Source organism: Verrucosispora sp. NA02020, from assembly GCF_013364215.1.
Taxonomy (GTDB): domain Bacteria; phylum Actinomycetota; class Actinomycetes; order Mycobacteriales; family Micromonosporaceae; genus Micromonospora.
The window spans coordinates 4,715,165-4,739,426 of record NZ_CP054923.1 but is presented as its reverse complement, the minus strand read 5'-3'; the positions used below and the strand labels follow the sequence as shown (position 1 = coordinate 4,739,426).

The window sequence follows — 24,262 nt, the reverse complement described above, 5'->3', positions numbered from 1 at the left end:
TGCCAGGTCCGGGTGCTGCACTGGGAGGCGCGCCGAGGAGAGGAGCCGGGCAATGGGCTGGTTCAGCCGGCGGCCCCGGGCCGCAGAGGGCACCCCGACGAAACTGGACCGCGAGGCGACCCCGGAGGACCTCGCCTCCCTGGAGGAGTTCGCGACCAGCCGGCAGGGGGTGGAGTTCTATCTCGAACCGGAGACCACCGCCACCGACACCACCGTGGTCGCCATCGCGCACGACGGTGAGTGGATCCGGCGGCGTACCGGGACGCCCCGGGCCGCCGGGAAGATGGCCCGCAAGCACGCCATCCCGCTGTACGAGGCGACCAAGGTCGGGTACCCGGAACGGATGCGGGCCTGGAACCGGGCGCACCCGGAACGCCGGGCCCGCTGACGGGTCCGTCCGGTGGCCGCCGCGCGGGCGGTCACCGGACGGCGACGACCGCCGCGTCCGCGCCGCCGCGCCAGAGCGTGCCGACTTCGGTGAAGCCGGCCTCGGAGAGCGCGCCGAGATGCCAGGAGACCGGTGGGCTCCACTCCTGGCTGTGTCCCGTCGGATAGATGGCGTGCCGCCGTTCGACGAGTGGGCGCAGCTCCGGGTCCTGCGCGGCGTGCTCCCACCACTGCGCCCAGTTGGGCACCGCGCCCGCCGCGTAGCGCGCCGCCCGGCGCGCCTCGGCCCGGGCGAGCAGGCGTGTGGTCAGCTCGGGCAGGGTGTCGTCGGGCATGTGGTCGGCGTTGACCAGCAGGCCGCCGGGGCGCAGCACCTCGCGGACCTCGGCGTAGAGCCCGGTCAGCCGGTCGGCGGGCAGCCAGTGCAGCGCGGTGGCGGTGAGCACCGCGTCGTAGTCACGGTGCGGCAGGGCGTCCACCCAGTCCGGCCGGTTGAGGTCGGCGGTGACGATGGTGGCCCGGTCGCCGAGCGAGGCGGTGGCGAGGGCGAGCAGGGCCGGATCGAGGTCGACCAGGGTCACCTCGGCGTCGGGGAAGCGGCGCAGCGCGCGCAGCGAGATGGTGCCGGTGCCGCCGGCCAGGTCCAGCAGTCGTGGCGCAGCGGTGGTGTCGCGGACCGCGTCGACCGCGTCGAGCATGGTGGTGAAGCGGTGCTCCCGGTCCGGCAGGTACGCCTCCTGTTGCCGGTCCCAGCTCTCCTGCCACGCGGCGGCATCGGTCATGTAAGGACTCATGGCGAGCAGGCTAGTTACATCGGCGGGTCGGTGTCCAGTCTTGTTGCCAACAATGTGCAACTGCGAGACAATGGCGGGGCGATGATCAGTGCCGGGCCGGATCGGGGACACCGATCCGGCCCGGTCGTCGTCACGGGACCCGCCGCGCCGGGCGCACCGGGCGGCGGTGGCATGATGGCGGTCCCCGGGGCGCAGGGCCCCGCCGACCACGCCGGGAGCCAGGTGGACCCGCGCACCGCCGCGCACGAGATGTTCGAGGCCGACGTCGCGTCGAACCGACTCGGCATCGAGTTGGTCAGCGCCGCGGGCGGCGCCGCAGTGGCCCGGATGCGGGTCACCGACAGCATGGTCAACGGCCACCGCATCGCCCACGGCGGCTTCGTCTTCCTGCTCGCCGACACCGCCTTCGCGCTGGCGTGCAACAGTCACGGCCCGGCCACCGTCGCGGCCGGCGGCGAGATCACCTTCGTCCGCCCGGCCCGCGAGGGGGACGTGCTGTCCGCCCGGGCCACGGAACGGACCCGGTACGGCCGCAGCGGAATCTACGACGTCACGGTGAGCCGCGCGGACGGACAGGTAATCGCCGAGTTCCGGGGTCACAGCCGGGTCCTCCGGCCGGACGCCGGTGCCGGGGACGGCGTAGCGGCTCCGGCGCGGCCGGACGGCGCACCGGAGTCGGCGTCACCGGACGGCGGACGGGCCGGGGTCGACCGAGACTGACCGCGCCACCCGCGCGCGGCGGTCCGACGGTGTCGGTGCCGTCCGGCACGATGAGCGGATGGCACATGTCGCACTCTTCCACTCTGTGTACGGGCTGCGGCCCGCGGTGCGGGACGCGGCCGACCGGCTGCGCGCCGCCGGACACCAGGTGCACGCGCCCGACCTGTACGAGGTGCCTGCCGTGGACACCGTCGAGGAGGGGTTCGCCCTGCTGAGCCGGATCGGGCAGGAGACGGTGCTGGACCGCGCCCGGGCCTCGCTCGACGGGCTGCCGCCCGACACCGTGCTCGCCGGGTTCTCGATGGGCGCCGGGGTGGCCGGCGCGATGCTGGCCGAACGGCCCGACAGCGGCGGCCTGCTGCTGTGGCACGGCACCGGTGGCGCCCCCGCCGACGTCCGAGCCGGGTTGGCCGTCGAGTTGCACCTGGCCGATCCGGACCCCTACGACCCGCCGGGCGAGGTCGACCAGTGGCGGCAGGAGATGACCGCCGTCGGCGCCGACGTCACCGTCTATGGCTACCCGGGGGCGGGCCACCTGTTCACCGATCCGGCCGTGTCCGACCACGACCCGGCCGCCGCCGCGCTCGCCTGGGAGCGCGCGCTGGCCTTCCTGGCCGATCGCTGACCCCGACCACGCCGATCCCGACCACCCCGATCCCGGCGCCGCCGTGCCTGCCGCCGGTCGCGCCGCCGATGCCGGCCGCGTCGAGCCTTCCGCCGGTGCCGGCTCGGCGTCGGCGTCGGAGGTCGGGACACCGGCCCGGCGGGTGAAGGTGGCCAGCGTCGCCCGGGGGAGCCGGGCGACGGCGACCTCCCGTAGCGCCGGATCGACGAAAGCGTGCCCGCCGGTGGGCAGCCGGACGAGCAGGCCCGCCCCGGTCAGGGCACGCAGGGCCGCCTCCACCTGCGCCGCCGCCCAGCCGAGCGCCCGGGCCAGGTTGGCGACCGGGCAGCCGGGCGGCAGGGCGGCGACCGCCATCAGGGCCGCTCGCCGGGTGCCGTCGAGCCGGTCCAGCCGGGCTTCGGCGGCCCGCCGGATGCTCTCCGGCACCGGCAGCCGCGCCGGGTCGGCCCCGGCGAGCGACCGCACGTACGCCACCGCGCGTCCGGGGTTGCCGCCGACCAGCGGGATCAGCCGACCCACCAGACCGCCCGGCTGACCGGCCCGGCGCAGCAGCCGGCGTAGCAGCCGGCCGACGGTCACCGCGTCGAGTGGACGCAGCCGGACCCGGGCCGTCGGCCGGGCGGAGTCGACACCCGCCCCGGTGCCGACCAGCACCAGCGGCAGGCCGTCCGCGGTGGCCAGGTCGACCAGCGCGTCCAGGTGACGGCGCAGTGCCGGGGCGGCCCGGTCCAGGTCGTCCACGGCCACCACCACCGGCTGACGACGAGCCAGCCCGAGCAGGACGTCCCGCCAGCGCACCGCCGCCCGGGCCCCGGCGGCGCCACCGACGCCGGCCACCAGATCGTCCACTGTGTCCAACGCCGCCGCCAGGTGGTCGCCCGACACCGACCCGCCGAGTGCGGCGGCCAGCCGGTCGCGGAGCACACCGGCGCCTGCGGCGGGGGTACGGCTGCCGGCCAGCGTCCGCACCAGACCCACGACGGGCGCCAGCGGCCCGTCCGGGTACGGCGGGCAGGCGGTCAGGCACCACCGCACCGGCATCCCGTCCACCGTCGGCGTGCTGCGGGCCAGCTCGCGCAGCAACCGGCTCCGCCCGCTGCCCGACGGACCGGTCAGCACCAGCCGCCGGACGCCGCGTCCGCGTACCGCCTCGGCGAGCTGTTCCCGGACGGCGGCCAGCTCCCGGTGCCGGCCGACCAGCGGCGTGTCGTGACGTGGAGGCCGGGGCGGCAGCGTGCCCACGGCGTGCCAGACGCCGACCGGCAGCGTCTTGCCGCTGACCGTCACCGCCGGCACCGGGCGCAGCGCGATCAGGCCGGCGACGGCCCGGTGCGTGGTCTCGCAGACCGCGACACCGCCGTGCGGCGCGTGTTCCTGCAGGCGGGCGGCGAGCGTGATCACCGCGCCGCTGGCCATGCCGTGCCCGCCGTCGCGCCCGGCGGCCAGGTCCACCACGGCCTCGCCGGTGGCCACCCCGACACGGACCCGCAGCCCGGGCGCGGTCTCTAGTGGCCGGCGGTCCAGGGCCCGCTGGACCTCCAGCCCGGCCCGCACCGCCCGGTACGCCTCGAAGCCGTCCCCGGCCCGCGCGCCGAACAACGCCATCACCGCGTCGCCGACGTACTTCTCCACCACGCCGTCCCAGCGCCGCAGCACCCGGGCGACCGTGCGGAAGTAGACCCGTTGCAGTGTGCGGACGTCCTCCGGGTCGAGCCGGTCGACCAGACGTGTCGACCCGACGATGTCGACGAAGAGGACAGTCAACGTCCGTCGTTCCTCAGCTACCGGCCAGCGCCCCCGCTGAGCCGGCTGACCTGCGACAACCGACATGGGCATCGAGATCGCACCCGCCTCTCCCCCCGTGCGTGCCAACGATGTCCCGGAGACTGTCATCCCCGGTCCGACGGCGGATCTGCCGAACGACGTATGTCGGCCGAGCGCAACCTTCGGTCGCAATGTCGACGCGAGTGGGGGAGGGGCGGCGCGGCGGCGGTAGAACGGGGGCGGCGGCTGTGACTAGGCTGCGAGCCATGGCCAGCGACGTGGACACCACACCGCTCGTCGGTCGGGCCGACCTGGTGGCGACGGTACGCGCCGCGTTGCTCGACGACGTGGCGCCGGGAAACACGGCCGGGGTCTTCCTCACCGGCGAGAGCGGCGTGGGCAAGACCCGGCTGCTGCACGAGGTGGGCGGGCAGTTGAGCGCGGGCGGTGCGCTGGTGCTCACCGGTTCCTGTCTGGACATCGGCGACGCCTCCCCGCTGCACCCGTTGCGGCAGGCGTTGCGGCGTCTCGACGCGGACCTCCCGCCGGCCGCCACCGCGTCGGTGCGCGCGTTGCTCGGGGTGTTCGCCGAGGACGCCACCGGGCCGGACGGCGCGGGGGCGCTGCTGGAGCGGGTGTCCCGGGGACTGGGCGTCATCGCCGGTGGCCGTCCGCTGGTGCTGGTGCTGGACGACCTCCAGTGGGTCGACCGGACCACCCGACAGTTGCTGCTCTATCTGCTCGCCGGTCTGGGCGACCTGCAACTGTCGGTGCTGGCGGCGGTGCGGTCCGAGTCGTTGCAGGGCGCGCACCCGCTGCGTCGCGTGTTGACCGAGTTGCGCCGGCTGCGGTCGGTGCGGGTGCTGGACCTGGCGCCGCTGGACCGCGCCGCCACGGAGGAACTCGCCGCCGCGATCGTCCGGGCCCCGGTCGCGCCCGAGGCGGCCGACCGGCTGTGGCAACGCAGCGGGGGCAACCCGTTCGTGGTGGAGGAGTTGTCCCGGGACCTGCGCGACGGCCGCGACGACCTGTCCGACACGTTGCGCGAGGTGTTCCTGGCCCGGGTGGACGCGTTGCCGCAGCCGGCGCACCAGGCCGTGCACGCGGTCGCCGCCGGGGTGGAACCGGTCGAGCACCGGCTGCTCACCGAGGTGGTCGGGCTGCCCGAGCAGGACCTGCTCACCGCCGTCAAGGCCGCCGTCGCGCACCGGCTGCTGGTCGGCTCCGAGGACGGTTACCGGCTGCGGCACCGGCTCGTCGCCGAGGTGCTGGAGGACGAGCTGCTGCCCGCCGAACGCGCCCTGCTGCACCGGCGTTACGCCGAGGCGCTGACCTCGGCGCCGGGTGAGCTGCACCAGGCCCGGCTGGCGCACCACTGGCGGTTGGCCGGTGAGCCGGATCGGGCGTTGCCGGCGGCGGTGGCCGCCGCCGAGGAGGCCGAGCGGCTGTACGGCTACGCCGAGGCACACCGCCACTGGTCGGTGGCGGTGGATCTGAGCCAGGGCCGGGCCGGGGTCGACCGGGCGGTGCTGCTGGGCCAGGCCGCCGAGGCCGCACACAAGAGCGGCGAGTACGCGCGGGCGCTGACGCTGCTGGAGGAGTTGGCCGCCACCGACACCGGCCCGCCCGCCTGCGAGCTGCACATCCGGCGGGCACGATATCTGGCCGCCGCCGGACGGTCGGCGTTGGCCGAGGTGGAGTACCAGCAGGCGCTGGACGCCGCCGACTGCACGCCCCGGCAGCGGGCCGCCGCCGCCGCACACCTGGCGGAGCTGCTGGTGCACCTCGGCCGGTACGCCGACGCGGGCCGGCGGGCGCGGGAGGCGCTGGCCCTCGCGGAGCAGGTCGAGGGCGCCACCACCGAGGTGGTGCTGGCCAGCGCGGCGTTGGGCTTCTCCGAGGCGTACCTGGAGGATCCGGATGCCGGGCTGGCGGTGCTGCGGCGGGCGCTGGACACCGCCGAGCGGGCCGGCCGTCCGGAGGACGTGGCGCGGGCCTACCTGCACCTGGCGGAGCTGCTCACCGGGCCGCTGAACATCCTCGAAGAGGGGGTGGTGGTGGCCCGACGGGGTGCCGAGCGGGTGGCCGAGCTGGGATTGGGTCGTGCCTACGCGACCCGGCTGCTGGCCGTCGCCACCAACGGGCTGTTCCGGGTGGGGCAGTGGGCCGAGGCGGAGAAGGTCGTCGCGGCGGCGCTGCGGCACCGCCCGTCCGGCGCGGACGCGGTGGAGATGCTGCTGGCCCGCTGCCGGCTTTCGGTCGGGTACGGCGACGTCGAGGCCGCCGACCGGGACCTGGATGCGGCGGCCACCATGCTGGCCGGTGGCGGTGCCCGGCACGTCATCCCGCTGCTCACCCTGCGCGCCGGCCTGGCGATGTGGCAGGGGCGGCACGACGTGGCCCGGCACGCGGTGCAGCGCGGCCTGACCGAGAGCCGCTCCGACGATCTGGTGATCCTCGCCGTGCTGGTCTGGCACGGGCTGCGCGCGGAGGCCGAGGCGCACGCCAGCCGCACCGTCGCGGTGGACCAGAACGCGGTACGCCGGTTGCGCGAGATCGCCGACCGGGTGGCCGGGCGCAGCGTGCCTGCGGCCCGGCCGGTACGCGACGTGGTCGACGGATATCTGGCGCTCTGTGCCGCCGAGGTGAGCCGCCTCGACGACAGCGACCCGGACCTGTGGGGCCGCGCGGCGGCCGAGTGGGACCGCCGCAACCACCCCTACCCGGCGGCCTACGCGCGGCTGCGTCAGGCCGAGGCGCTGCTGGCCCGCCGTCGCCGTACGGCGACCGCCGGTCGGCTGCTCCGGGAGGCGTACCAGATGGCGCAGGGACTCGGTGCGGTGCCGTTCACCGAGGAGATCCGTACCCTCGCCGGTCGGGCGCGGGTGGAGTTGGAGGAACGCCCCTCCGGGCGGGTCGAGCCGCCACCGGGTGCCGGTGACGAGCTGGCCGCGCTGACCGCGCGCGAGCGCGAGGTGCTCGCCGCGGTGGCCGAGGGGCTGACCAACAAGGAGATCGGCCAGCGCCTGTTCATCAGCGAGCGGACCATCGGCGTGCACGTCTCGCACATCTTCGACAAGCTCCACGTCCGCACCCGGGTCCAGGCGAGCGCCATCTTCCTGCGTAGTCGGGTGTCGGTGTCGGATACGTAGTTCTACTGATGTCGGCGGTGTCCCCGCCTGAAAGGCTGTGCCCGGCGTCGGGGAGACCGGGGCCGGGAGCAGCGAGGGGGCAGCGTGAGTGAACCGGTCTGGGGGCCAGTGCACCGGGACATCGTGGACCTGCTCGCCGATCACCCGGCCGACGTGCCCGCCGTCGTCGACCACCTGACCAAGCTCCAGGACATGCTGGTCCGGCTGCCACCGCTGCTGGACAGCTGCCCGCTGGCCGACTTCAACAAGCTCTACCTCACCATCACCACGAGCGTGTTGGACGGCCTCTACGCCGACCGGTTCGTCGACCCGGTCTTCCTGTCCCGGCTGGACGTCGAGTTCGCCGCCCGTTACTTCGACGCGCTGCGGATGTGGAGCGACTCCAGCCCCAACACGCCCAAGGCGTGGGCCTGCCTCTTCGACCGGATGCGCGGCCCGGACGCCCGGCCGTTGCCGTCGGCGGCTGCCGGCGTCAATGCGCACATCAACTTCGACCTGCCGTTCGCGCTGGTCACCACGTTCGACTACCTGGAGTCGGAGCCGGTCGAGGGCAGCGACCAGCACCGCGACTACCTGGAGATCAACAAGATCTTCGCCGACAAGATCCCCGGTCTGCGTCGGGGTTACCTGGAGCAGTGGCAACTGCTCATCGACATGGTCAACGGCGACATCGACGACTGGTACCAGGGTGAGCTGGTCGAGTACACCCGGGATGTCGCCTGGCGCAACGCACAACGAATCTGGCGATGCCGGCACGACCCGCATCGACACGAGCGCGAGCGCGCGCGGCTGGACCAGACGGCCGCCGCGCTCGGTCGGTTGCTGCTGTCGCCTCTCGGGGCATTCCTGCAGTAGCCGGGACGGGGGGTCCCCGCGCCTCGCCCGACGGCGAGGCACGGGGGCATCCGACCCGCCCGGGCGCCGTCGCCCGGTGGTGAGCACGGGGGGAAACAGGAGGCCGGCCGGCCTGGGGGGTGTCGGCCGGCCTTCGCGGGGTACGCGGCGCCCATGACCGCTGCCTTCCGGCGTCCCGCCGCACGGCCCCGCCCGCGTCCCGCCGCACCGCCTCGTCCGAGTCGGCCGGGGGACCGGGTCGGCCGACGGGTCCGGGGATGACCACGCACCTCTTCCCGTTCCGGTTCGACCCGGTGCTGCGCCCGCTCCTGGCCCTGCTCGGGGTACGGCCCTCCACCGCCTGGGTACGGGTCGACGGCGACGCACTGACGGTGCGGTTCGGCCCCTGGCGGCTGCGCACCGAACGGGCGAACGTCGTGGACACCGAGACCACCGGCCCGTACCGCTGGTGGCGGGTGGTCGGCCCGCGCCTGTCCGCCGCCGACCTCGGAGTCACCTTCGGCAGCTCCACCGCCACCGGGCTCTGCGTCCGCTTCGCGCGACCGGTGCCGGCGCTGCTGCCGGGCGGCCGTCCGCGCCATCCCGGGCTGACGGTGACCGTCGACGACCCCGCCGCCCTGGCCCGCGCACTGGCCGTACCGCCCGGCGGCTGACCGCGATGGGGGACGGGACCAGAGCGCGACGGGGCCGGGACCGGCGCCGCCCGGCGTCCGGGACACCGGAGCCGTCGCTGCGGGCAGCGCGGGACCCGACCCGCCCCGGCGAACGGGCCGGCCGACGGGTCACCGTGCCCGACCGGGTCGCGGTACCGGCCGGACCGGCCCGGCCGGAGAGCCGGCTGCGCCGGTGGCTCTTCGTGCACCAGGTGCAGCCGGTCGGCCCGGAGACGGCCGAGGGGCAGACGAAAGCACACGCCTGGTGGCGGGTAATGTGCCTGACCGGTGTCGACTACTTCTCCACCCTGTCGTACCTGCCGGGCATCGCCGCGCTGGCCGCCGGGGCGCTCTCGCCGCTGGCGACTCTGCTGATCGTGGCGCTGACCCTGTTCGGCATGCTGCCGATGTACCGCCGGGTGGCCGGGGAGAGCCCGCACGGCCAGGGGTCGGTGGCGATGCTGGAACGGTTGCTGCCGTTCTGGCGGGGCAAGGTCTTCGTACTGGTGCTGCTGGGATTCGTCGCCACCTCGTGGATCGTGACGATCACGCTCTCCTCCGCCGACGCCACGGTGCACATGTTGCAGAACCCGTACCTGCCGGACGCGTTCGGCGGGACCGCGGTGGCGGTCACGGTCACCGTGGTGCTGCTGCTGATCCTCGGCGGGGTGTTCCTGCTCGGCTTCCGGGAGGCGGTGGCGGTGGCGGTGCCGCTGGTCGCCGTCTTCCTGGTGTTGAACGCGGTGATCGTGGTGGTGTCGCTGACCGACCTGGCCGCGGATCCGGCCCCGCTGGCGGACTGGACGGCGGCACTGACCACGGACGGTGGCGGCCCGGGTGGCGTGGCGCTGACCGCGGCGCTGGCGTTCCCGCTGCTGGTGCTGGGGCTCTCCGGCTTCGAGACCGGGGTGAGCATGATGCCGCTGGTCGCCGGGGAGGGCCGGGACGCCGAGGCCCGGCTCGCCGCGCGCATCCGCAACACCCGGCGACTGCTCACCGCCGCCGCGTTGATCATGTCGGTCTACCTGCTCTCCACCACGTTCGTCACCACGCTGCTCATCCCGCCCGAGCAGTTCGCGCCGGGCGGTGCGGCCAACGGTCGGGCGCTGGCCTACCTCGCGCACGAGCACGTCGGTGAGGCGTTCGGCACCGTCTACGACCTGAGCAGCGTGCTCATCCTCTGGTTCGCCGGTGCCTCGGCGATGGCCGGGTTGATCAACATCGTGCCGCGCTACCTGCCGTCGTACGGCATGGCGCCGGAGTGGGCCCGTGCGGTGCGACCCGTGGTGATCGTCTACACGTTGGTCTGCATCGTGCTGACCGTCGTCTTCCGCGCCGACGTCGACGCGCAGGCCGGCGCGTACGCGACCGGGATCCTGGCGATGATGGTCTCGGCGTCGGTGGCGGTGACCATCGCCGCAGTCGCCCGGCGCCAGCGCGCTGCCTCCGTCGGCTTCACCGTGCTCACCCTGGTGCTGGTGTACGCCCTGGTGGAGAACGTGATCGAGAAGCCGGACGGGATCGCCATCTCCGGCCTGTTCATCCTCGGCATCATCGCCGTGTCGCTGGTCTCCCGGGTCAGCCGGACCACCGAGCTGCGGGCGGAGCGGGTCGAGTTCGACGAGGTGGCGCGGCGGTTCGTGGCCGATTCGGTGGCGCACGACGGCCGGTTGCACGTGATCGCCCACAAGCGGCGCAGTGGCGCGGTCAAGGAGTACACCATCAAGGAGCGCGCTCAGCGGGGGCTGAATCCGGTGCCGGGCGCCACCGACGTGCTGTTCCTGGAGATCGACGTGGTGGACCCGTCCGGGTTCCGCCACGTGCTGCGGGTCTGCGGCGTCGAGGTAGGCGGGTACCGGGTGCTGCGGGCCAGCAGCCCGGCCGCGCCCAACGCCATCGCGGCGATCCTGCTGGCGCTGCGCGACGCCACCGGCGTACGCCCGCACGCGCACTTCGAGTGGTCCGAGGGCAACCCGATCGCGCACCTGCTGCGGTACCTGATCCTGGGGCGGGGCGACACGCCGCCGGTGGTCCGGGAGATCCTGCGCAAGTCCGAGCCGGACCCGGCCCGGCGGCCGGGCATCCACGTCGGCTGACGAGCCGAGTCCCCTCTGATGCAATATGAACGCGAGTGGCTTACTTATTCACGTATGCCGGATTTGGGTTCTTGATCCTCGTACGGTGACCTCTGGTGGCGGAGGCGACGTCCGCCACCCCGCGCCCGCTTCGGCGCGGCCGTGTCTTCGCATGCACGAGAGGCAGGAACCTTGATGTCCACCTACCGAGGCAGCCCTGGGTCGGGTCGACCCGGACGGCGGTCCCGTTGGCTGTTGGCCGGCGGCCTGATGGCGGGAACTCTGGTGGTCGGGGCGGCGGGCGTGACCGCCGTCGCCTCGGCCACCGAGAGCCGGACACCGGCCCCGAGCCCGGGTCGGGCCGCCGCGATGTACTCCGACGTTCCCGGTGTCCCGGACGCCAGTCCCGGTGCGAACCGGCAGCGGCCGGATCAGCAGGGCCCGGACCGCCAGCGCCCGGAGTGGCGGCACGACGGCGGCGACGCGTCCGCCGACCGGCTGCCGACCCGCAACGGTCGCCCGCCGCAGGGCGAGGCGATCCGGGTGCCGTGCGACTCCGCCCGACTCGTCGCGGCGCTGGTCCGCGCCAACGCCGAGGGCGGCGCGACACTGCACCTGGCCGAGAAGTGCACCTACACGCTGACCCACGCCTTCGTGCAGGTCGACGAGTACGACGGCGGCATCCGCGACGCGCGGGATGCCGCGGACGCCGCCGAGACCCCGGGCGACGCCGAGGCGCCGCCGCGCAACCCGGCGGACGACACGGCCGGACTGCCGGTCATCTATCACGGGATCACCATCGAGGGCTCCGGCGCCTCCATCGTGCGCGCCGCCGACGCCGAGGAGTTCCGGTTCTTCACCGTGCGGGACGGCGGTGAGCTGACCCTGCGGGACGTGACCCTTCGCAACGGCCGGTCGAAGGTGGAGGGCGGCAGCCTCTTCGTCGTGCACGGCGCTACCGCGGTGGTCGAGGGCGTGACCGTGGTGAACAGCACCTCGCTGTCCGCCGAGGGTGGCGGCGGGGGCATCTTCAACGACGGCAACCTCCAGATCAGCGACAGCCGACTGATCGGCAACCGTGCCGCCGGTGCCCAGGGCAAGGGCGGGGGCCTGCTCAACGGTGGTGTGATGACCATGCACCGCACCGAGTTCCGGCACAACAGCGCGGTCAGCTACGGCGGTGGCCTGGCCAACTTCCGGGCCGCCGGTGACGTGTACTCCTCCACCTTCGTGCAGAACAACGCCGGGCAGGGCGGTGGAATGGCCAGCTTCTCCGCGCGTACCAAGGTGTTCGACAGCGCGGTGATCGGCAACAGCGCCCAGACCGGCGGCGGCCTGGCCAACTCGGACGCGGTGCTGATCCTGCGCCAGATGACGATCCGGGACAACCTGGCCGCCGTGGCCGGTGGCGGCATCTCCACCGTCCAGGGCCTGCTGCCGCTGGACGACAGCGTGATCCAGGACAACACCACCCGGGGCAACGGTGGTGGCATCTACGCCGAGAAGTCCAACCTGCTGGTGCGCGGCAGCGACGTGCAGGACAACGCGGCGGTCGGACCACGGTCCCGGGGTGCCGGGCTGTTCGTCACCGCCGGCACCGCCTCGCTCTACCGCAGCCAGGTGACCGGCAACCGGGCGACCGTGAAGGCCGGTGGCGCACAGGTCGAGCGGGCTCAGCTCAAGATCGACGACGACACCGTCGTGATCGAGAACAGCCCCACCAACTGCGAGGGGAGCCGTCCGCCGGTGGCGCACTGCTTCCGCTGATCCACCCGTACGTCCGGCCCTCCGCCACCCGGTCCTCGAGACCACGGCGGAGGGCCGGATCCGTCCTGGACCGTCCTGGGCGCGCCGGGCACCTCCCGTCGCCCAAACCCCAAAGATCACGCTCGATCCGGGATCGAGTGGCCTCGTGGCACGACGGAAGCCACTCGATCCCGGATCGAGTGGCTTCCGCATGTCACCCGGGAAGCGTCACTGCGAGGGCTGCGGCAGTTCGCACTCGACCTGCGGGTTGGCGCCGACGTAGTTCAGCGGCCCGGCGACGACGGTCACCAGTATGGTGCCCAACTCGGCGCAGTTGGTCTCCTCGTTGTCGTAGTAGCCGCGCTGGCCGGCGGCAACCGCGCCGATGATGAGCCAGATCACGACCAGGACTCCGAATATCGACGTGCCACGCATGGCTTCCTCCACGGTCCGGTGGGTTGCACGGTGCCGGGCCTTGTACCCAGACGGACCGAACGGCCAAACGGAGGTCGGCGTGGCCCCGGCGACGAGCAGAGCGGCGGCGACTCCGACCCGCAGCAGGGCCACGGGGCGTAGCCGCCATGACGACAACGAGACGGGCCGCCGACCCGGGACGGTCCGAAGACCCGTCCGCGTCGGCGGCCCGTGGGGGCGATCGGTCAGTCGGTGCCGCCGGCCGCCAGCACCTTCGCCTGCTGCGGCCAGGTGACCAGGCTCGCGGTGGCGCGCAGTCCGGCACCCTTGATGACCTCCCGCAGCGCGGCCTCGTCCAGCTCGGCCAACTGCCGGTACGTGACGATGCCCGCACCCTGCAGCGCGGCGGCCATCTTCGGCCCGACCCCCTGGATGCGCCGGAAGTCGTCGGCAGCCCCGGCGGCAGCGGGTGCGGCCACTACGGACGCGGCGGTCACCGGCTCGACAGGGGCCGGCTCGGTGGCGGGCGCGGTGGCGTCGGGCGACGCGGTGGCCTCGGTGGTGACCGGTGCGGTGGTGGCCGCCGTGGGGTCGGCGGCCGGGGTGGGCCGTACCGGCGGGGTGGCGACGGTGGGCCGTTCGGCGGAGTCGGTCTCGGCAGGTCCGTCGAGGGCGGACACCGGCTCCGGCGCAGTGCTGTCGGCGGGCGCGACGACCGGGTCCGGGGTGACCGGCTCGGTGGTGATCGGTTCGGTGGTCACCGGAGCGTCGACTGCCGGCTGTGCGGCGACCGGCTCGGAGTCCACCGCGGGCGCGGTCTCGACCAGCGCCGGGGTCGGCTCGGCCTGGACGGCGGCGGAGGGCTCGCCAACGGTGTTGGTATCCGCAGCGGCGGTGGGTTCGGTAGCGGCGGTGGTCTCGGCGGCGGGCGCGGTCTCGACCAGCGCCGGGGTCGGCTCGGTCTCGACGGCGGAGGTCTCGGCGGCGGAGGTGTCGGCGGCGGAGGTGTCGGCGGCGGTCGGGACCGTCTCGGTCTCGACGGCGGTCGGGGCCGGTTCCGCGATGGTGGCGGCGGGGGGCGGTGCGGTCTCGACGGCGGCGGGGGTCGGCTCGGTCTCGACGGCGGCCGGGATCGGCTCGCTGACGGTGGCGGCCGGGGTCGGCTCGCTGGTGGTGGCGCTCGCGGTGGTCGACGCGGGAGGTTCGCCCCGTCGGCCGCGCAGCAGCACCCAGCCCACCGCCAGACCCGCCAGCAGCGCCACGAGCAGTATCAGCCAGCTCCCGAAGGAGTCGCCCACGGTAAACCTCCCTGAAGTCCTACGTCCGAATCGTCGCGAAAAAAGCTCGCCGCAGCTTCGCACACGTGGGGCCGGGGCAACAGGCAGGCCATGTAACAGTCCGTACTCGCGGGACGGGGTTCACCGCAGGTGTCCGGCGCGGAACGGACGGTGTGGACACGGTGGGTGCACCGCGACCCCGGCACGGGGTCGGCCGTGCCGGGGTCGGGTCGGGACGGATCAGTCCTCCTCGCCGCGATAGGTGTAGAAGTCGTCGACGAACTTGCGCCGCAGCGGCGGTACCCGGCTGGTGACCCGGAAATACCCGCGCGCGCCGAGCAGTGCGAGTCGGCCGAACACCGGCTTGTACATCCGGTCGTCCCCGCTGGTGCCGCTGCGGTTCAACGAGTCGGCCACCCGGGCGAAGCCGTACGGCAGCATCGTCGCCTCGTAGTCGGCCACCGCCTGGACCAGCGTCTTCTCGCCGGCCACGGCGCTGACCAGGTGTCGCCGCAGCAGGTTGGCGTCGCGCAACGCGGTGTTGGCGCCGACGCCCCGGCCCGGCGTCATGGTGTGGATCGCGTCACCGAGTAGCGTCACCGTGCTGCTCTTCCAGGGCGGCACCGGCTCCGACGTGGACACCCGGATCGGCAGCGCGCTCTCCGGGTCGGCGCGACTGAGCAGTTCCCGCAGCGTCGGATGCCAGTTGGCGGTCAACTCCAGCGCCACCTGGATCAGTTCCCCGCCCCGGCGGCGCAGGACGTCCGCCGGGAAGCGCCGCGCAGTGCTCCACACCACCAGGTTGATGTTGTCGCGGGTCGGGTCGTGCCGCAGCCCCGGCCAGTCGGCCAGCAGGGCCGCGTCGGCGGGTGGGACGTCCGGCTTGAGTCGCCCGTCGCCGTCCCACTTGAACTCCATCACGTGCAGGACGCCCATCACCCCACCGGTCCCGAAGATCAGCGAGATGCCGCGCCGGACGGTCTCCGGCAGCAGTCCCCGGGTGTGTGCGGTGAGCGGGATCCGGGTGGCGATGTTCACGGTGCCGGCGTCCCGGACGGTGGCGTGCGGCAGGTACTGCCGGCGGACCGCGGAGTGCGTGCCGTCCGCCGCCACCAGCAGGTCGCCGACGGCGCTGGTGCCGTCGGCGAAGTACGCGGTGACCGTGCCGTCGTCGTGCTGGTCGTAGTGGGTGAAGGTGCGGTCGAAGTGCACCACGTCCTCCATCCCGGTCAACAGCACCTGACGCAGTGTCATCCGGGCCACCGAGCGTTCGGTGTCCACCGGGTCGGTGTCCGGCCGCAACGGGAACGACGCGGTGTGCCGCATCCGCTGGGTGAGCACGTTGAAGTAGCGGGGTGAGCGGGCACAGGTGGCCAGGTAGATCCGGAACAGCTCCGGCGGCAGGCAGTCGCGCAACGCCCGGCTGCCGGTGGGCCCGATGCCCACCCGGTAGCCGAGCAGCCCGTCGGCCCGGGTCCGGTGCCGCTCGTACACGGCGACGCTGATCCCGGCCCGGCGCAGCCCGTGCGCCAGACAGAGACCGCCGGTGCCCGCGCCGATGACCAGGACGTGCGGTGTGCGGGTGGACATCAGCCGACCGCCGGTCAGCCGGCCACGCGGGGTGCCGGGACGTCGGCGGCGTCCCAGCGGTAGAAGCAGCTGGCGATCGCGTCACGGGGGGAGCGCCAGGTCGGCAGGTACGGCGAGGTGTGCGCGGAGAGCCGCTCGTTGACCTCGCGGTACAGCGGGTGGTTGCGGGCCGCCGCGAGGGCGTCCGTGCCGACGTCGTCGGTCTCCATCAGGTGTACGCACAGGTCGTGCAGGCAGTACAGGGACCGGTGGCGTACCCCGGTCAGGCTGGGCAGTTCGGTCGCGTCGGACTCGGCGAATATCTGCGCCACCCGTCCCTCCGCGCCCGGGATGATCCTGTTCACGATCACTAGACGGCTCATCGGACCCCTCTCACCGGTGTTCCCGCCCGGACGTCTCGCGCCGGGCCACGGACGGCTGTCCGATGTCACCCTCTCCGGTGGACTGTCACCTGCCCGTCAACGCGACCGGTCGGGCCGGTGACGCGACCCGCGCGGTCCGGCGGATCAGCGGGTCCGGAACCGGGCACGGCCGCCTGGGTGGCTGGTTTCGGCGGGTACCCGGGTGGCCCGGCGGATCGGTTCCAGTGTCTCGTCGAGCAGCGCGCTCATCGCCGGGGACGGTTCCAGGCGCAGCTCCCGCAGCAGCAGGTCGCGGTAGACGTAGAAGGCGTGTACCGCCTCGAAGGCGTTGCCCTCGGCGAGGTGGATGCGGACCACCAGCCGGTGCGGCGTCTCGCGTAGCGGTTCGGCGGCCATCGCCTCCAGCGCCGCCTCCAGCGCCTCGCCGTGCCGCCCGGCGGCCAGGTGCTGGGCGGCGACCTGTTCCAGCATGTGCAGCCGGAGCTGGCGCAGCCGTTCCCGGTCGGTCAGCACCCAGTCCTCGTACCAGCCGGGCAGCAGGTCGTGCCGCCCGGCGGCGAGCGCCTCGGCGGCGTCCTCGGGTGCCTGGCCGTCGCGTACCCGGGCGGCGGTCTCGACCAGCCGGTCGACGTCCACGGTGACCGTCGGGTCGAGGCGGATGGTGTCGGCGGTGGTGGTCAACGGGCAGTACGGGTCCTGCCGCAGTCGCCACAGCGCGGTGCGCAGTGAGGAGAGCGCGCGGTCCTCGCCGGCCTCCGGCCAGAGCAGACCGGCCAGGTGGGCGCGGGTCGCGTCGGGTCGCAGCCCGATCAGCGCGATGATCCGTTGCAGTCCCCGGGGCACCACCACCGGAGCGGTGTCGTGGGTGAGCCGGAAACCGCCCAGCAGGTGCAGGCGTACCTCGGCGGTCCGGTGTTCGCCGGTGGTCGGCGCGGGTGGTTCGGCGGCCACGGCGGTACCCCCTGCGGGACGGGTCGGTTCCGTCGTGAAGATTATCAATAGCGGTTACTCTGAGTCAACGCTGATGTCGGCTTAGTAACTTAAGCCTCTTCATGAACCTGGCTCTGAACTGCGAACATGTGATGATCATGGCGTTCGCCGGCACACAGGTGGGGCACAGCATGCGTCAACGGAACGTCACCAACCGTCCTCGGAGGCGAGGGTTCCGGTGACGCTCGGGTGACGCGTGGCGGCGCATCGTGGCCGCAGTCGTCCGGGCAGCCGGTGGTGTCACCACCGGCCCATGGGGGGAGGTCCAGCATGGACCGCACGCTGATCGTCGCGAAGGTGGACCCGACCGCCGAGGCCACCGTCGCCGAGATCTTCGCCGAGTCCGACACCACCGAGCTGCCCCGGCTGGTCGGTGTCCGGCACCGGTCGCTGTACCGGCTCGGTGACCTGTACGTGCACCTGCTGGAGACCGAGTCGCCCGGCGACGAGGCGGTCGCCGCCGTCCGGGACCACCCCGAGTTCCAGCGGGTCAGCGCCCGGCTGAGCCCGTACGTCTCGCCGTACCTGCCGACCTGGCGGTCCCCGCGCGACGCGATGGCCCGCTGCTTCTACCACTTCGACGGGCCACGGTCGTGACCGCCACCGCGCCGGCCGACGGCACGCTCTGGTCGCGCTGCGGCGGCTGCGCCACCCTGCTCTACCGCAAGCGGCTGCGGCGCAACCTCGACGTCTGCCCCGAGTGCGGTCGGCACGCACGGCTCGCCGCGCCCGAGCGGGTAGGCCAACTGGTCGACCCGGCGTCCTTCCAGCCGCTGTCGGACCGCGCGGCCGAGGTGGACCCGATCGGGTTCGTCGACGTGCTGCCGTACCCGCACCGGCTAACCGCCGCCCGCGCCGACACCGGGCTTCCCGAGGCCGTGCTCTGCGGCACCGCCACCGTCGGCCGGTACCGCTGCGCGCTCGCCGTGATGGACTTCCGCTTCCTCGGCGGCAGCCTCGGCTGCGCGGTCGGCGAACTGATCACCCGGACCGCCGAGGAGGCGTTGGCGGCCGGCGTCCCGCTGGTCCTGGTCACCGCCTCCGGAGGCGCCCGGATGCAGGAGGGCGCCCTGTCCCTGATGCAGATGGCCACCGTCAGCCAGGCGATCGCCGCGCTGCGGGAGGCCGGGCTGCTCACCGTCAGCGTGCTCACCGACCCGACGTACGGGGGAGTGGCCGCCTCGTTCGCCACCTGCACGGACCTGGTGATCGCCGAGAGCGGCGCCCGGATGGGCTTCGCCGGCCCCCGGGTGATCCGGCAGGTCACCGGACGGGACCTGCCGGAGGGCTTCCAGACCGCCGAGTTCCTGCTGCGGCACGGCCAGGTCGACATGGTGGTGCCCCGGCACGCGCTGCGCGCCCGGCTGACGACGCTGCTCGCCGCCGCGGCCGGCGGTCGTCGACCGGGCGTGGCGTCCCCGTCGTCGCGCCCCGCCGATCCGGGGCCGGACCCGGAGCCGGTGACCCGGGACGCCTGGGCGACGGTCCGGCTGGCCCGGCACCCCGCCCGCCCGACCACGCTCGACTACCTGGAGAGCGCCTTCGACGGCTTCACCGAACTGCACGGCGACCGGCTCGGCGGCGACTGCCCGGCGGTGGTCGGCGGACTGGCCCGGCTCGACGGCCGGCACCTGATGGTGATCGGGCACCAGAAGGGACACACCAGCGCCGAGCTGGTGGCCCGCAACTTCGGCATGGCCAGCCCGGCCGGGCACCGCAAGGCGCTGCGGCTGATGCGGCTCGCCGCGCGGCTCGGTCTGCCGGTGGTGACCCTGGTGGACACCCCGGGCGCCGATCCCGGTGTCGCCGCCGAGGAGCACGGCCAGGCCGCCGCCATCGCGGAGAACATCCTGACGATGAGCGTGCTGCCCACCCCGGTCGTCACGGTGGTCACCGGCGAGGGCGGCAGCGGTGGCGCGCTCGCCCTCGCGGTCGCCGACCGGGTGCTGATGCTCCAGCACGCGGTCTACTCGGTGATCAGTCCGGAGGGCTGCGCGGCGATCCTCTGGCCGGGCCGGACCGCCGCGCCGCAGGCGGCCCGGGCGCTGAAGCTGACCGCCCCGGACCTGGTCCGGCTCGGCATCGTCGACGAGGTGGTGCCGGAACCACCCGGCTCGGCCGCCGACGACCCGGAGGCGACGGCCCACGCGGTCCGCGAGGCGGTGCTGGCGAGCCTGCTGCCGCTGCTGGAGGTGCCGGTCGCCACGCTGGTGCAGCGCCGCCGACGCCGGTTCCGCCGGTTCGGCGCCGCCCGGAGCAGCCTGCGGGCGGGTGCCCGGTGAGCGCCACGGGCGGCACCGCGCCCACCGTCGCCGGTGCCCCGACCGTACGGCCGCCGGTGCCGGGTGTGCCGTCGCCCGGTGTCGCGACACCGACCGGGCCACCGCCGGCGCCCGCCCCGCCGGACCGTGTCCCGGCGCCCACCTGCCCACCACCCGCGACGCACGCGTCCGGCGCGACGGACCCGGACCGGCCGGACGGGGGTGCGACGGTCCCGGATGGACCGGAGACGCGGGACGGGGCGGTCACCGAGGCGGCGCTCACCGACCTGCGGCGTCACGTCGTCGGGCTCGTCGCCGAGCTGCCCGGTCCGCTACGCCGGCTGCGGGTGTGCGCCGGCGGGGCCGAGTTGGAGGTGGAGTGGCGGCACGAGGCCGGATCCAATCCGCTCGCCCCGGTGCCCGCCCCGCGAACCGCATCCGCCGCTCCGGCCGCACCCCTCGCGTCGTCCGCACCCACCGGGCCGCCCGAGCCGGTCGGAGCCGCTGCGCCGGTCTCTCGGAGCGCGGTGCGCTCGCCGATGGTCGGCACCTTCTATCGCGCGCCGGAGCCCGGCACCGCGCCCTTCGTGGCCGTCGGTGACCTGGTCCGGCCCGGTCAGGTGGTCGGCATCGTCGAGGCGATGAAGCTGATGAACGAGATCACCGCCGACCGGGCCGGCCGGGTGACCGAGGTGCTGGTCGCCGACGGCCAGCCGGTGGAGTACGACCAGCCGCTGGTCGCCCTGGACCCGGCCTGAGGTGGTGGACCGTGTTCGAGAAGGTGCTCATCGCCAACCGGGGCGAGATCGCGCTGCGCATCCTGCGGGCCTGCCGTGAACTGGGCATCCGTACCGCCGTGGTCTATTCCACGGCGGACGCCGACTCGGCGGCGGTGCGGCTGGCCGACGAGGCCGTCCGGATCGGGCCGTCGGCCAGCCGCCGCAGCTATCTCAACGCCGCCGCCGTGGTGGAGGCGGCCCGCAAGGTCGGTGCGCAGGCGGTGCATCCCGGCTACGGCTTCCTCTCCGAGGACGCCGACTTCGCCGAGATCTGCGCGGACAACGGGCTCACCTTCGTCGGCCCGTCACCGCAGGTGATGGCCGCGCTGGCGGACAAGTCCTCGGCCCGGGCGCTGATGCGCCGCGCCGGGCTGCCGCTGCCGCCGGGCGCCGTGCAACCGGTGCCGACCGTGGGCGAGGCGGCGGCGGTCGCCGCCGAGGTGGGCTATCCGGTGATCGTCAAGGCGGCGGCCGGTGGGGGTGGGCGGGGGATGACGGTGGTCCGCGCCCCGGCCGACCTGCCCCGCGCGTACGCCCGCACCCGGGCCGCCGCGCAGGTCGCCTTCGGCGACGACCGGGTGTACGTCGAGCGGTACCTGACCGACGCCCGGCACGTCGAGGTGCAGGTGCTCTGCGACTCCCACGGCAACGGAGTGCACCTGGGCACCCGGGACTGCTCGGTGCAGCGCCGACACCAGAAGCTGGTCGAGGAGGCACCCGCACCGGCGCTGGCCCCGACGATCCTGGACGCCCTGGCACGCACCGCCCTGCGCGGCGCGCTCGAGGTCGGCTTCACCGGGGCCGGGACGGTGGAGTTCCTGGTGGACGGAGAGGGCCGGTTCCACTTCCTGGAGATCAACTGCCGGATCCAGGTGGAGCACCCGGTGACCGAGATGATCACCGGAATCGACCTGGTGCACGAGCAGTTCCACGTCGCGGCCGGGACGCCGCTGCGGTGGCGGCAGGAGGACGTGCGGTTCACCGGGGTGGCCGTCGAGTGCCGGGTCAACGTGGAGGACCCGGATCGCGGGTTCGTCCCGACCCCCGGCCGGCTGGAGCGTTTCGTGCCGCCCGGCGGTCCGTTCACCCGGGTCGACACCCACGGGCACACCGGTTACCTGGTCGGCCCGCACTACGACTCGTTACTGGCCAAAGTGGCCGTCTGGGCCCCCGATCGCGACCTGGCCCTGAGCCGGCTGGACCGGGCCCTGCGCGAGTTCGAGATCACCGGTCCCGGTGTGCGGACCACCATCCCCTTCGTCCTGCGCGTCCTCGACGACGCCGACTTCCGCAAGGGGAGCTACTCCACCGGCCTGGTCGACCGGATGACCGCCGGACCCACCCCCGCCCATCCGAGGAGGAACCGATGACCGTCACCGATGGCCGCTCGCTGACCGCGGAGATCACCCACATCCTGGTGACCAACTGCGGGCTCGATCCCGACGCGGCCGCCCGTGCCCCGGCGGCCTCCCTGGAGGAACTGGGGATGGACTCGCTCGCGCTGCTCGAACTCTCCGCCGTGGTCGCCGACCGGTGGCGGGTGAGCATTCCGGAGCAGGCCGCCCAGCTCACCATCCCGGCCGTCGCCGAGTTGGTCGCCCAGCAGACCGACCCACCGGCCCCGGCCGCCGACCCGCCCGGGCACACCGAGAACAGCATCGTCATCGCCGCGCCGCTGGACCTGGTCTGGTCGGTCACCAACGACGTCGCCGGCTGGCCCGAGCTGTTCACCGAGTACGCCAGAGCCGAGATCCTCGGCCTGGACGGCGACACCGTACGGTTCCGGCTCACCATGCACCCCGACGAGAACGGGGTGGCCTGGAGTTGGATCAGCGAACGCACGCCCGACCCGGCGACCCGGCAGGTGCGGGCGCGGCGGGTGGAGACCGGACCCTTCGAGTACATGCGGATCCACTGGACCTACACCGAGGAGCCCGAGGGCGTCCGGATGACCTGGGTGCAGGACTTCGCGATGAAGCCGACCGCCCCGGTGGACAACGCCGGGATGACCGAGCGGATCAACACCAACAGCGTGGTGCAGCTCGCCGTGATCAAGGACCGGATCGAGCGGCTGGCACGGGAGCGGGCCGCCACGGTGGCGACCGCGTCGACGACCGGAGGCGACGATGAGTGATCTGGCACTGGTGGCCGCCCGGGACGTACCCGCCGACCGCCGTCGCGGCGGTGAGCTGCGCGTCCTGCTCGGCCCACGGACCGTCGGCAGCACCTCGGGGTTCATGGGCGTGGCCACCATGGGCCCGGGGGAGCGGATCGCCGAGCACTACCACCCGTACAGCGAGGAGTTCCTCTACGTCGCCCGCGGCACGATCACCGTCGACCTGGACGACGAGCCGGTGCTGCTGACCGCCGGTGAGGCGCTCTTCGTGGCCCGCAACGTCCGGCACCGGCTGCGCAACACCGGCGACGAGCCCGCCGAGGTGGTGTTCCACCTCGGTCCGCTGGCCCCCCGCCCGGAACTCGGCCACGTCGACACCGAGGTGGCCGACGAGCGGAACGGGTCGTGACCGGGCGGCGCACGGTGGTGACCGGGGTCGGCGTGGTCGCTCCCGGTGGCGTGACCCGGGACCGGTTCTGGAAGGGCATCACCGAGGGACGGACCGCGACCCGGCGGATCAGCTTCTTCGACCCGTCGCCGTTCCGCTCGCAGATCGCCGCCGAGTGCGACTTCGACCCGGACGCCGCCGGGCTGACCCCGGCGCAACGGCAGCGCGCCGACCGGTACGTGCAGTTCGCGCTCGCCTGCGCCGCCGAGGCGGTCGTCGACAGCGGGCTGGAGTTCACCGACGCCGAGCGGGACCGGACCGGCGTGGTGCTCGGCACCGCCGTCGGCGGCACCATGGCCCTGGAACAGGAGTACGTCACGGTCAGCGACAGCGGACGGCGGTGGCTGGTCGACGCGGCGCTCGGTGGCCCGTACCTCTATCCGGCCCTGGTGCCCAGCAGCCTGGCCGCCGACGTGGCCTGCCACCACGGCCTGCACGGCCCGGCGCAGGTCGTCTCCACCGGCTGCACCTCCGGCATCGACGCCATCGGGTACGCCCACCAGCTCATCGCCGACGGCGAGGCGGACATCGTGCTGGCCGGCGCCGCCGACTCGCCGATCTCCCCGGTCACCGTGGCCTCCTTCGACGCCATCAAGGCCACCAGCCCGGACAACGACGACCCGGCACACGCCTCGCGCCCCTTCGACGCCGACCGGCACGGCTTCGTGCTCGCCGAGGGGGCGGCGGTGCTGGTGCTGGAGGAGGCCACGCACGCCCAGCGGCGCGGCGCGCACGTCTACTGCGAGGTGGCCGGCTACGCCAGCCGCAGCAACGGCTACCACATGACCGGGCTGCGTCCGGACGGTGTGGAGATGGGCCTGGCCATCACCGACGCGCTGCGGCAGGCGCGGCTCGCGCCGGAGGACGTCTCCTACATCAGCGCGCACGGCTCGGGCACGCGGCAGAACGACCGGCACGAGACCGCCGCGTTCAAGCGGGCGCTCGGACCGGCCGCGTACCGGGTGCCGATCAGCTCGATCAAGTCGATGGTCGGGCACTCGCTGGGCGCGATCGGCTCGATCGAGATGGCGGCGTGCGCGCTGGCCATCGAGTTCGGAGTGGTGCCGCCGACCGCCAACTGGACCACCCGCGACCCGGAGTGCGACCTGGACTACGTGCCCAACGAGGCACGGGAGGTGCCGGTGGACGTGGCGCTCTCGGTGGGCAGCGGCTTCGGCGGGTTCCAGTCGGCCATGCTGTTCCGTCGGCTCGGTCGGGAGGTGGCCCGGTGACCGCCCCCGCGTACGGCGGCAC

Annotated in this window: 20 protein-coding genes and 2 pseudogenes; 15 read left to right on the top strand and 7 right to left on the bottom strand. The window is 74.0% G+C overall.

The window, feature by feature from the left end; translation table 11 throughout:
- Positions 1–52: 52 nt before the first annotated feature.
- Positions 53–388 (top strand): hypothetical protein, encoded by a 336-nt coding sequence (locus HUT12_RS20700; RefSeq protein ID WP_176094417.1) that lies wholly within the window; start codon positions 53–55, stop codon positions 386–388.
- Between the two features lie 31 nt (positions 389–419).
- Here HUT12_RS20700 and HUT12_RS20695 read toward each other — a convergent pair whose 3' ends face one another.
- Entirely contained in the window at positions 420–1,181 is a 762-nt protein-coding gene (locus HUT12_RS20695; protein ID WP_176094416.1) for a trans-aconitate 2-methyltransferase, read from the bottom strand.
- A 171-nt stretch (positions 1,182–1,352) separates the two neighbouring features.
- Here HUT12_RS20695 and paaI point away from each other — a divergent pair.
- Positions 1,353–1,793: pseudogene (paaI, locus tag HUT12_RS20690) on the top strand (hydroxyphenylacetyl-CoA thioesterase PaaI); the annotation flags it as partial.
- A 166-nt stretch (positions 1,794–1,959) separates the two neighbouring features.
- The gene (locus HUT12_RS20685; protein ID WP_176095887.1) at positions 1,960–2,526 is read left to right on the top strand and encodes a dienelactone hydrolase family protein; all 567 of its coding nucleotides are present in this window, start codon (positions 1,960–1,962) and stop codon (positions 2,524–2,526) included.
- Positions 2,527–3,177: 651 nt separating this feature from the next.
- Here HUT12_RS20685 and HUT12_RS32915 read toward each other — a convergent pair.
- A pseudogene (locus tag HUT12_RS32915) lies at positions 3,178–4,356 on the bottom strand (adenylate/guanylate cyclase domain-containing protein); the annotation flags it as partial.
- 200 nt (positions 4,357–4,556) lie between these two features.
- Here HUT12_RS32915 and HUT12_RS20675 point away from each other — a divergent pair.
- The 5 genes from HUT12_RS20675 (at position 4,557) to HUT12_RS20655 (ending at position 12,792) form a co-directional block, all read left to right on the top strand.
- Positions 4,557–7,442 (top strand): helix-turn-helix transcriptional regulator, encoded by a 2,886-nt coding sequence (locus HUT12_RS20675; protein ID WP_131056253.1) that lies wholly within the window; start codon positions 4,557–4,559, stop codon positions 7,440–7,442.
- Positions 7,443–7,526: 84 nt separating this feature from the next.
- Positions 7,527–8,297: a DUF5995 family protein gene (locus tag HUT12_RS20670; protein ID WP_131056251.1), complete on the top strand. Its 771-nt coding sequence runs from the start codon at positions 7,527–7,529 to the stop codon at positions 8,295–8,297.
- Positions 8,298–8,554: 257 nt separating this feature from the next.
- On the top strand, positions 8,555–8,950 hold the full coding sequence (locus HUT12_RS20665; RefSeq protein WP_176094415.1) for a hypothetical protein: 396 nt from the start codon (positions 8,555–8,557) through the stop codon (positions 8,948–8,950).
- Between the two features lie 5 nt (positions 8,951–8,955).
- Positions 8,956–11,046 (top strand): amino acid transporter, encoded by a 2,091-nt coding sequence (locus HUT12_RS20660; protein ID WP_254876904.1) that lies wholly within the window; start codon positions 8,956–8,958, stop codon positions 11,044–11,046.
- A 174-nt stretch (positions 11,047–11,220) separates the two neighbouring features.
- On the top strand, positions 11,221–12,792 hold the full coding sequence (locus tag HUT12_RS20655) for a right-handed parallel beta-helix repeat-containing protein (protein WP_176094414.1): 1,572 nt from the start codon (positions 11,221–11,223) through the stop codon (positions 12,790–12,792).
- Positions 12,793–12,999: 207 nt separating this feature from the next.
- Here the strand turns inward: HUT12_RS20655 and HUT12_RS20650 are convergent, their stop codons facing one another.
- The 5 genes from HUT12_RS20650 to HUT12_RS20630 form a co-directional block, all read right to left on the bottom strand.
- Complete coding sequence (locus HUT12_RS20650; RefSeq protein WP_176094413.1) at positions 13,000–13,206, bottom strand: hypothetical protein; 207 nt, start codon at positions 13,204–13,206, stop codon at positions 13,000–13,002.
- Between the two features lie 224 nt (positions 13,207–13,430).
- Complete coding sequence (locus HUT12_RS20645; protein ID WP_176094412.1) at positions 13,431–14,483, bottom strand: hypothetical protein; 1,053 nt, start codon at positions 14,481–14,483, stop codon at positions 13,431–13,433.
- A gap of 219 nt (positions 14,484–14,702) precedes the next feature.
- Positions 14,703–16,052 (bottom strand): NAD(P)/FAD-dependent oxidoreductase, encoded by a 1,350-nt coding sequence (locus tag HUT12_RS20640; protein ID WP_131056048.1) that lies wholly within the window; start codon positions 16,050–16,052, stop codon positions 14,703–14,705.
- Between the two features lie 14 nt (positions 16,053–16,066).
- Positions 16,067–16,414: a TcmI family type II polyketide cyclase gene (locus HUT12_RS20635; RefSeq protein WP_131056046.1), complete on the bottom strand. Its 348-nt coding sequence runs from the start codon at positions 16,412–16,414 to the stop codon at positions 16,067–16,069.
- 144 nt (positions 16,415–16,558) lie between these two features.
- Entirely contained in the window at positions 16,559–17,365 is an 807-nt protein-coding gene (locus HUT12_RS20630) for a BTAD domain-containing putative transcriptional regulator (protein ID WP_176094411.1), read from the bottom strand.
- Positions 17,366–17,674: 309 nt separating this feature from the next.
- Between HUT12_RS20630 and HUT12_RS20625 the strand changes: the two genes are divergently transcribed.
- The 7 genes from HUT12_RS20625 to HUT12_RS20595 are packed head-to-tail and all read left to right on the top strand — an operon-like array spanning position 17,675 to position 24,240.
- Positions 17,675–18,001 (top strand): TcmI family type II polyketide cyclase, encoded by a 327-nt coding sequence (locus HUT12_RS20625; RefSeq protein ID WP_131056042.1) that lies wholly within the window; start codon positions 17,675–17,677, stop codon positions 17,999–18,001.
- On the top strand, positions 17,998–19,686 hold the full coding sequence (locus HUT12_RS20620; protein ID WP_176094410.1) for an acetyl-CoA carboxylase carboxyltransferase subunit alpha: 1,689 nt from the start codon (positions 17,998–18,000) through the stop codon (positions 19,684–19,686). The genes HUT12_RS20625 and HUT12_RS20620 overlap by 4 nt, the downstream gene beginning before the upstream one ends.
- Positions 19,683–20,423: an acetyl-CoA carboxylase biotin carboxyl carrier protein gene (accB, locus tag HUT12_RS20615; protein WP_254876903.1), complete on the top strand. Its 741-nt coding sequence runs from the start codon at positions 19,683–19,685 to the stop codon at positions 20,421–20,423. The genes HUT12_RS20620 and accB overlap by 4 nt, the downstream gene beginning before the upstream one ends.
- A gap of 11 nt (positions 20,424–20,434) precedes the next feature.
- Positions 20,435–21,814 carry an acetyl/propionyl/methylcrotonyl-CoA carboxylase subunit alpha gene (locus HUT12_RS20610; protein WP_176094409.1) on the top strand — a complete coding sequence of 460 codons (1,380 nt, stop codon included), beginning with the start codon at positions 20,435–20,437 and terminating at the stop codon, positions 21,812–21,814.
- Positions 21,811–22,578 (top strand): SRPBCC family protein, encoded by a 768-nt coding sequence (locus HUT12_RS20605; protein ID WP_176094408.1) that lies wholly within the window; start codon positions 21,811–21,813, stop codon positions 22,576–22,578. Before HUT12_RS20610 ends, HUT12_RS20605 begins: the two co-directional genes overlap by 4 nt.
- The gene (locus HUT12_RS20600) at positions 22,571–22,969 is read left to right on the top strand and encodes a cupin domain-containing protein (protein WP_131054094.1); all 399 of its coding nucleotides are present in this window, start codon (positions 22,571–22,573) and stop codon (positions 22,967–22,969) included. Before HUT12_RS20605 ends, HUT12_RS20600 begins: the two co-directional genes overlap by 8 nt.
- A complete protein-coding gene (locus HUT12_RS20595; RefSeq protein ID WP_131054095.1) occupies positions 22,966–24,240 on the top strand; it encodes a beta-ketoacyl synthase in 1,275 nt (424 codons plus the stop codon). Before HUT12_RS20600 ends, HUT12_RS20595 begins: the two co-directional genes overlap by 4 nt.
- Positions 24,241–24,262: the final 22 nt, after the last annotated feature.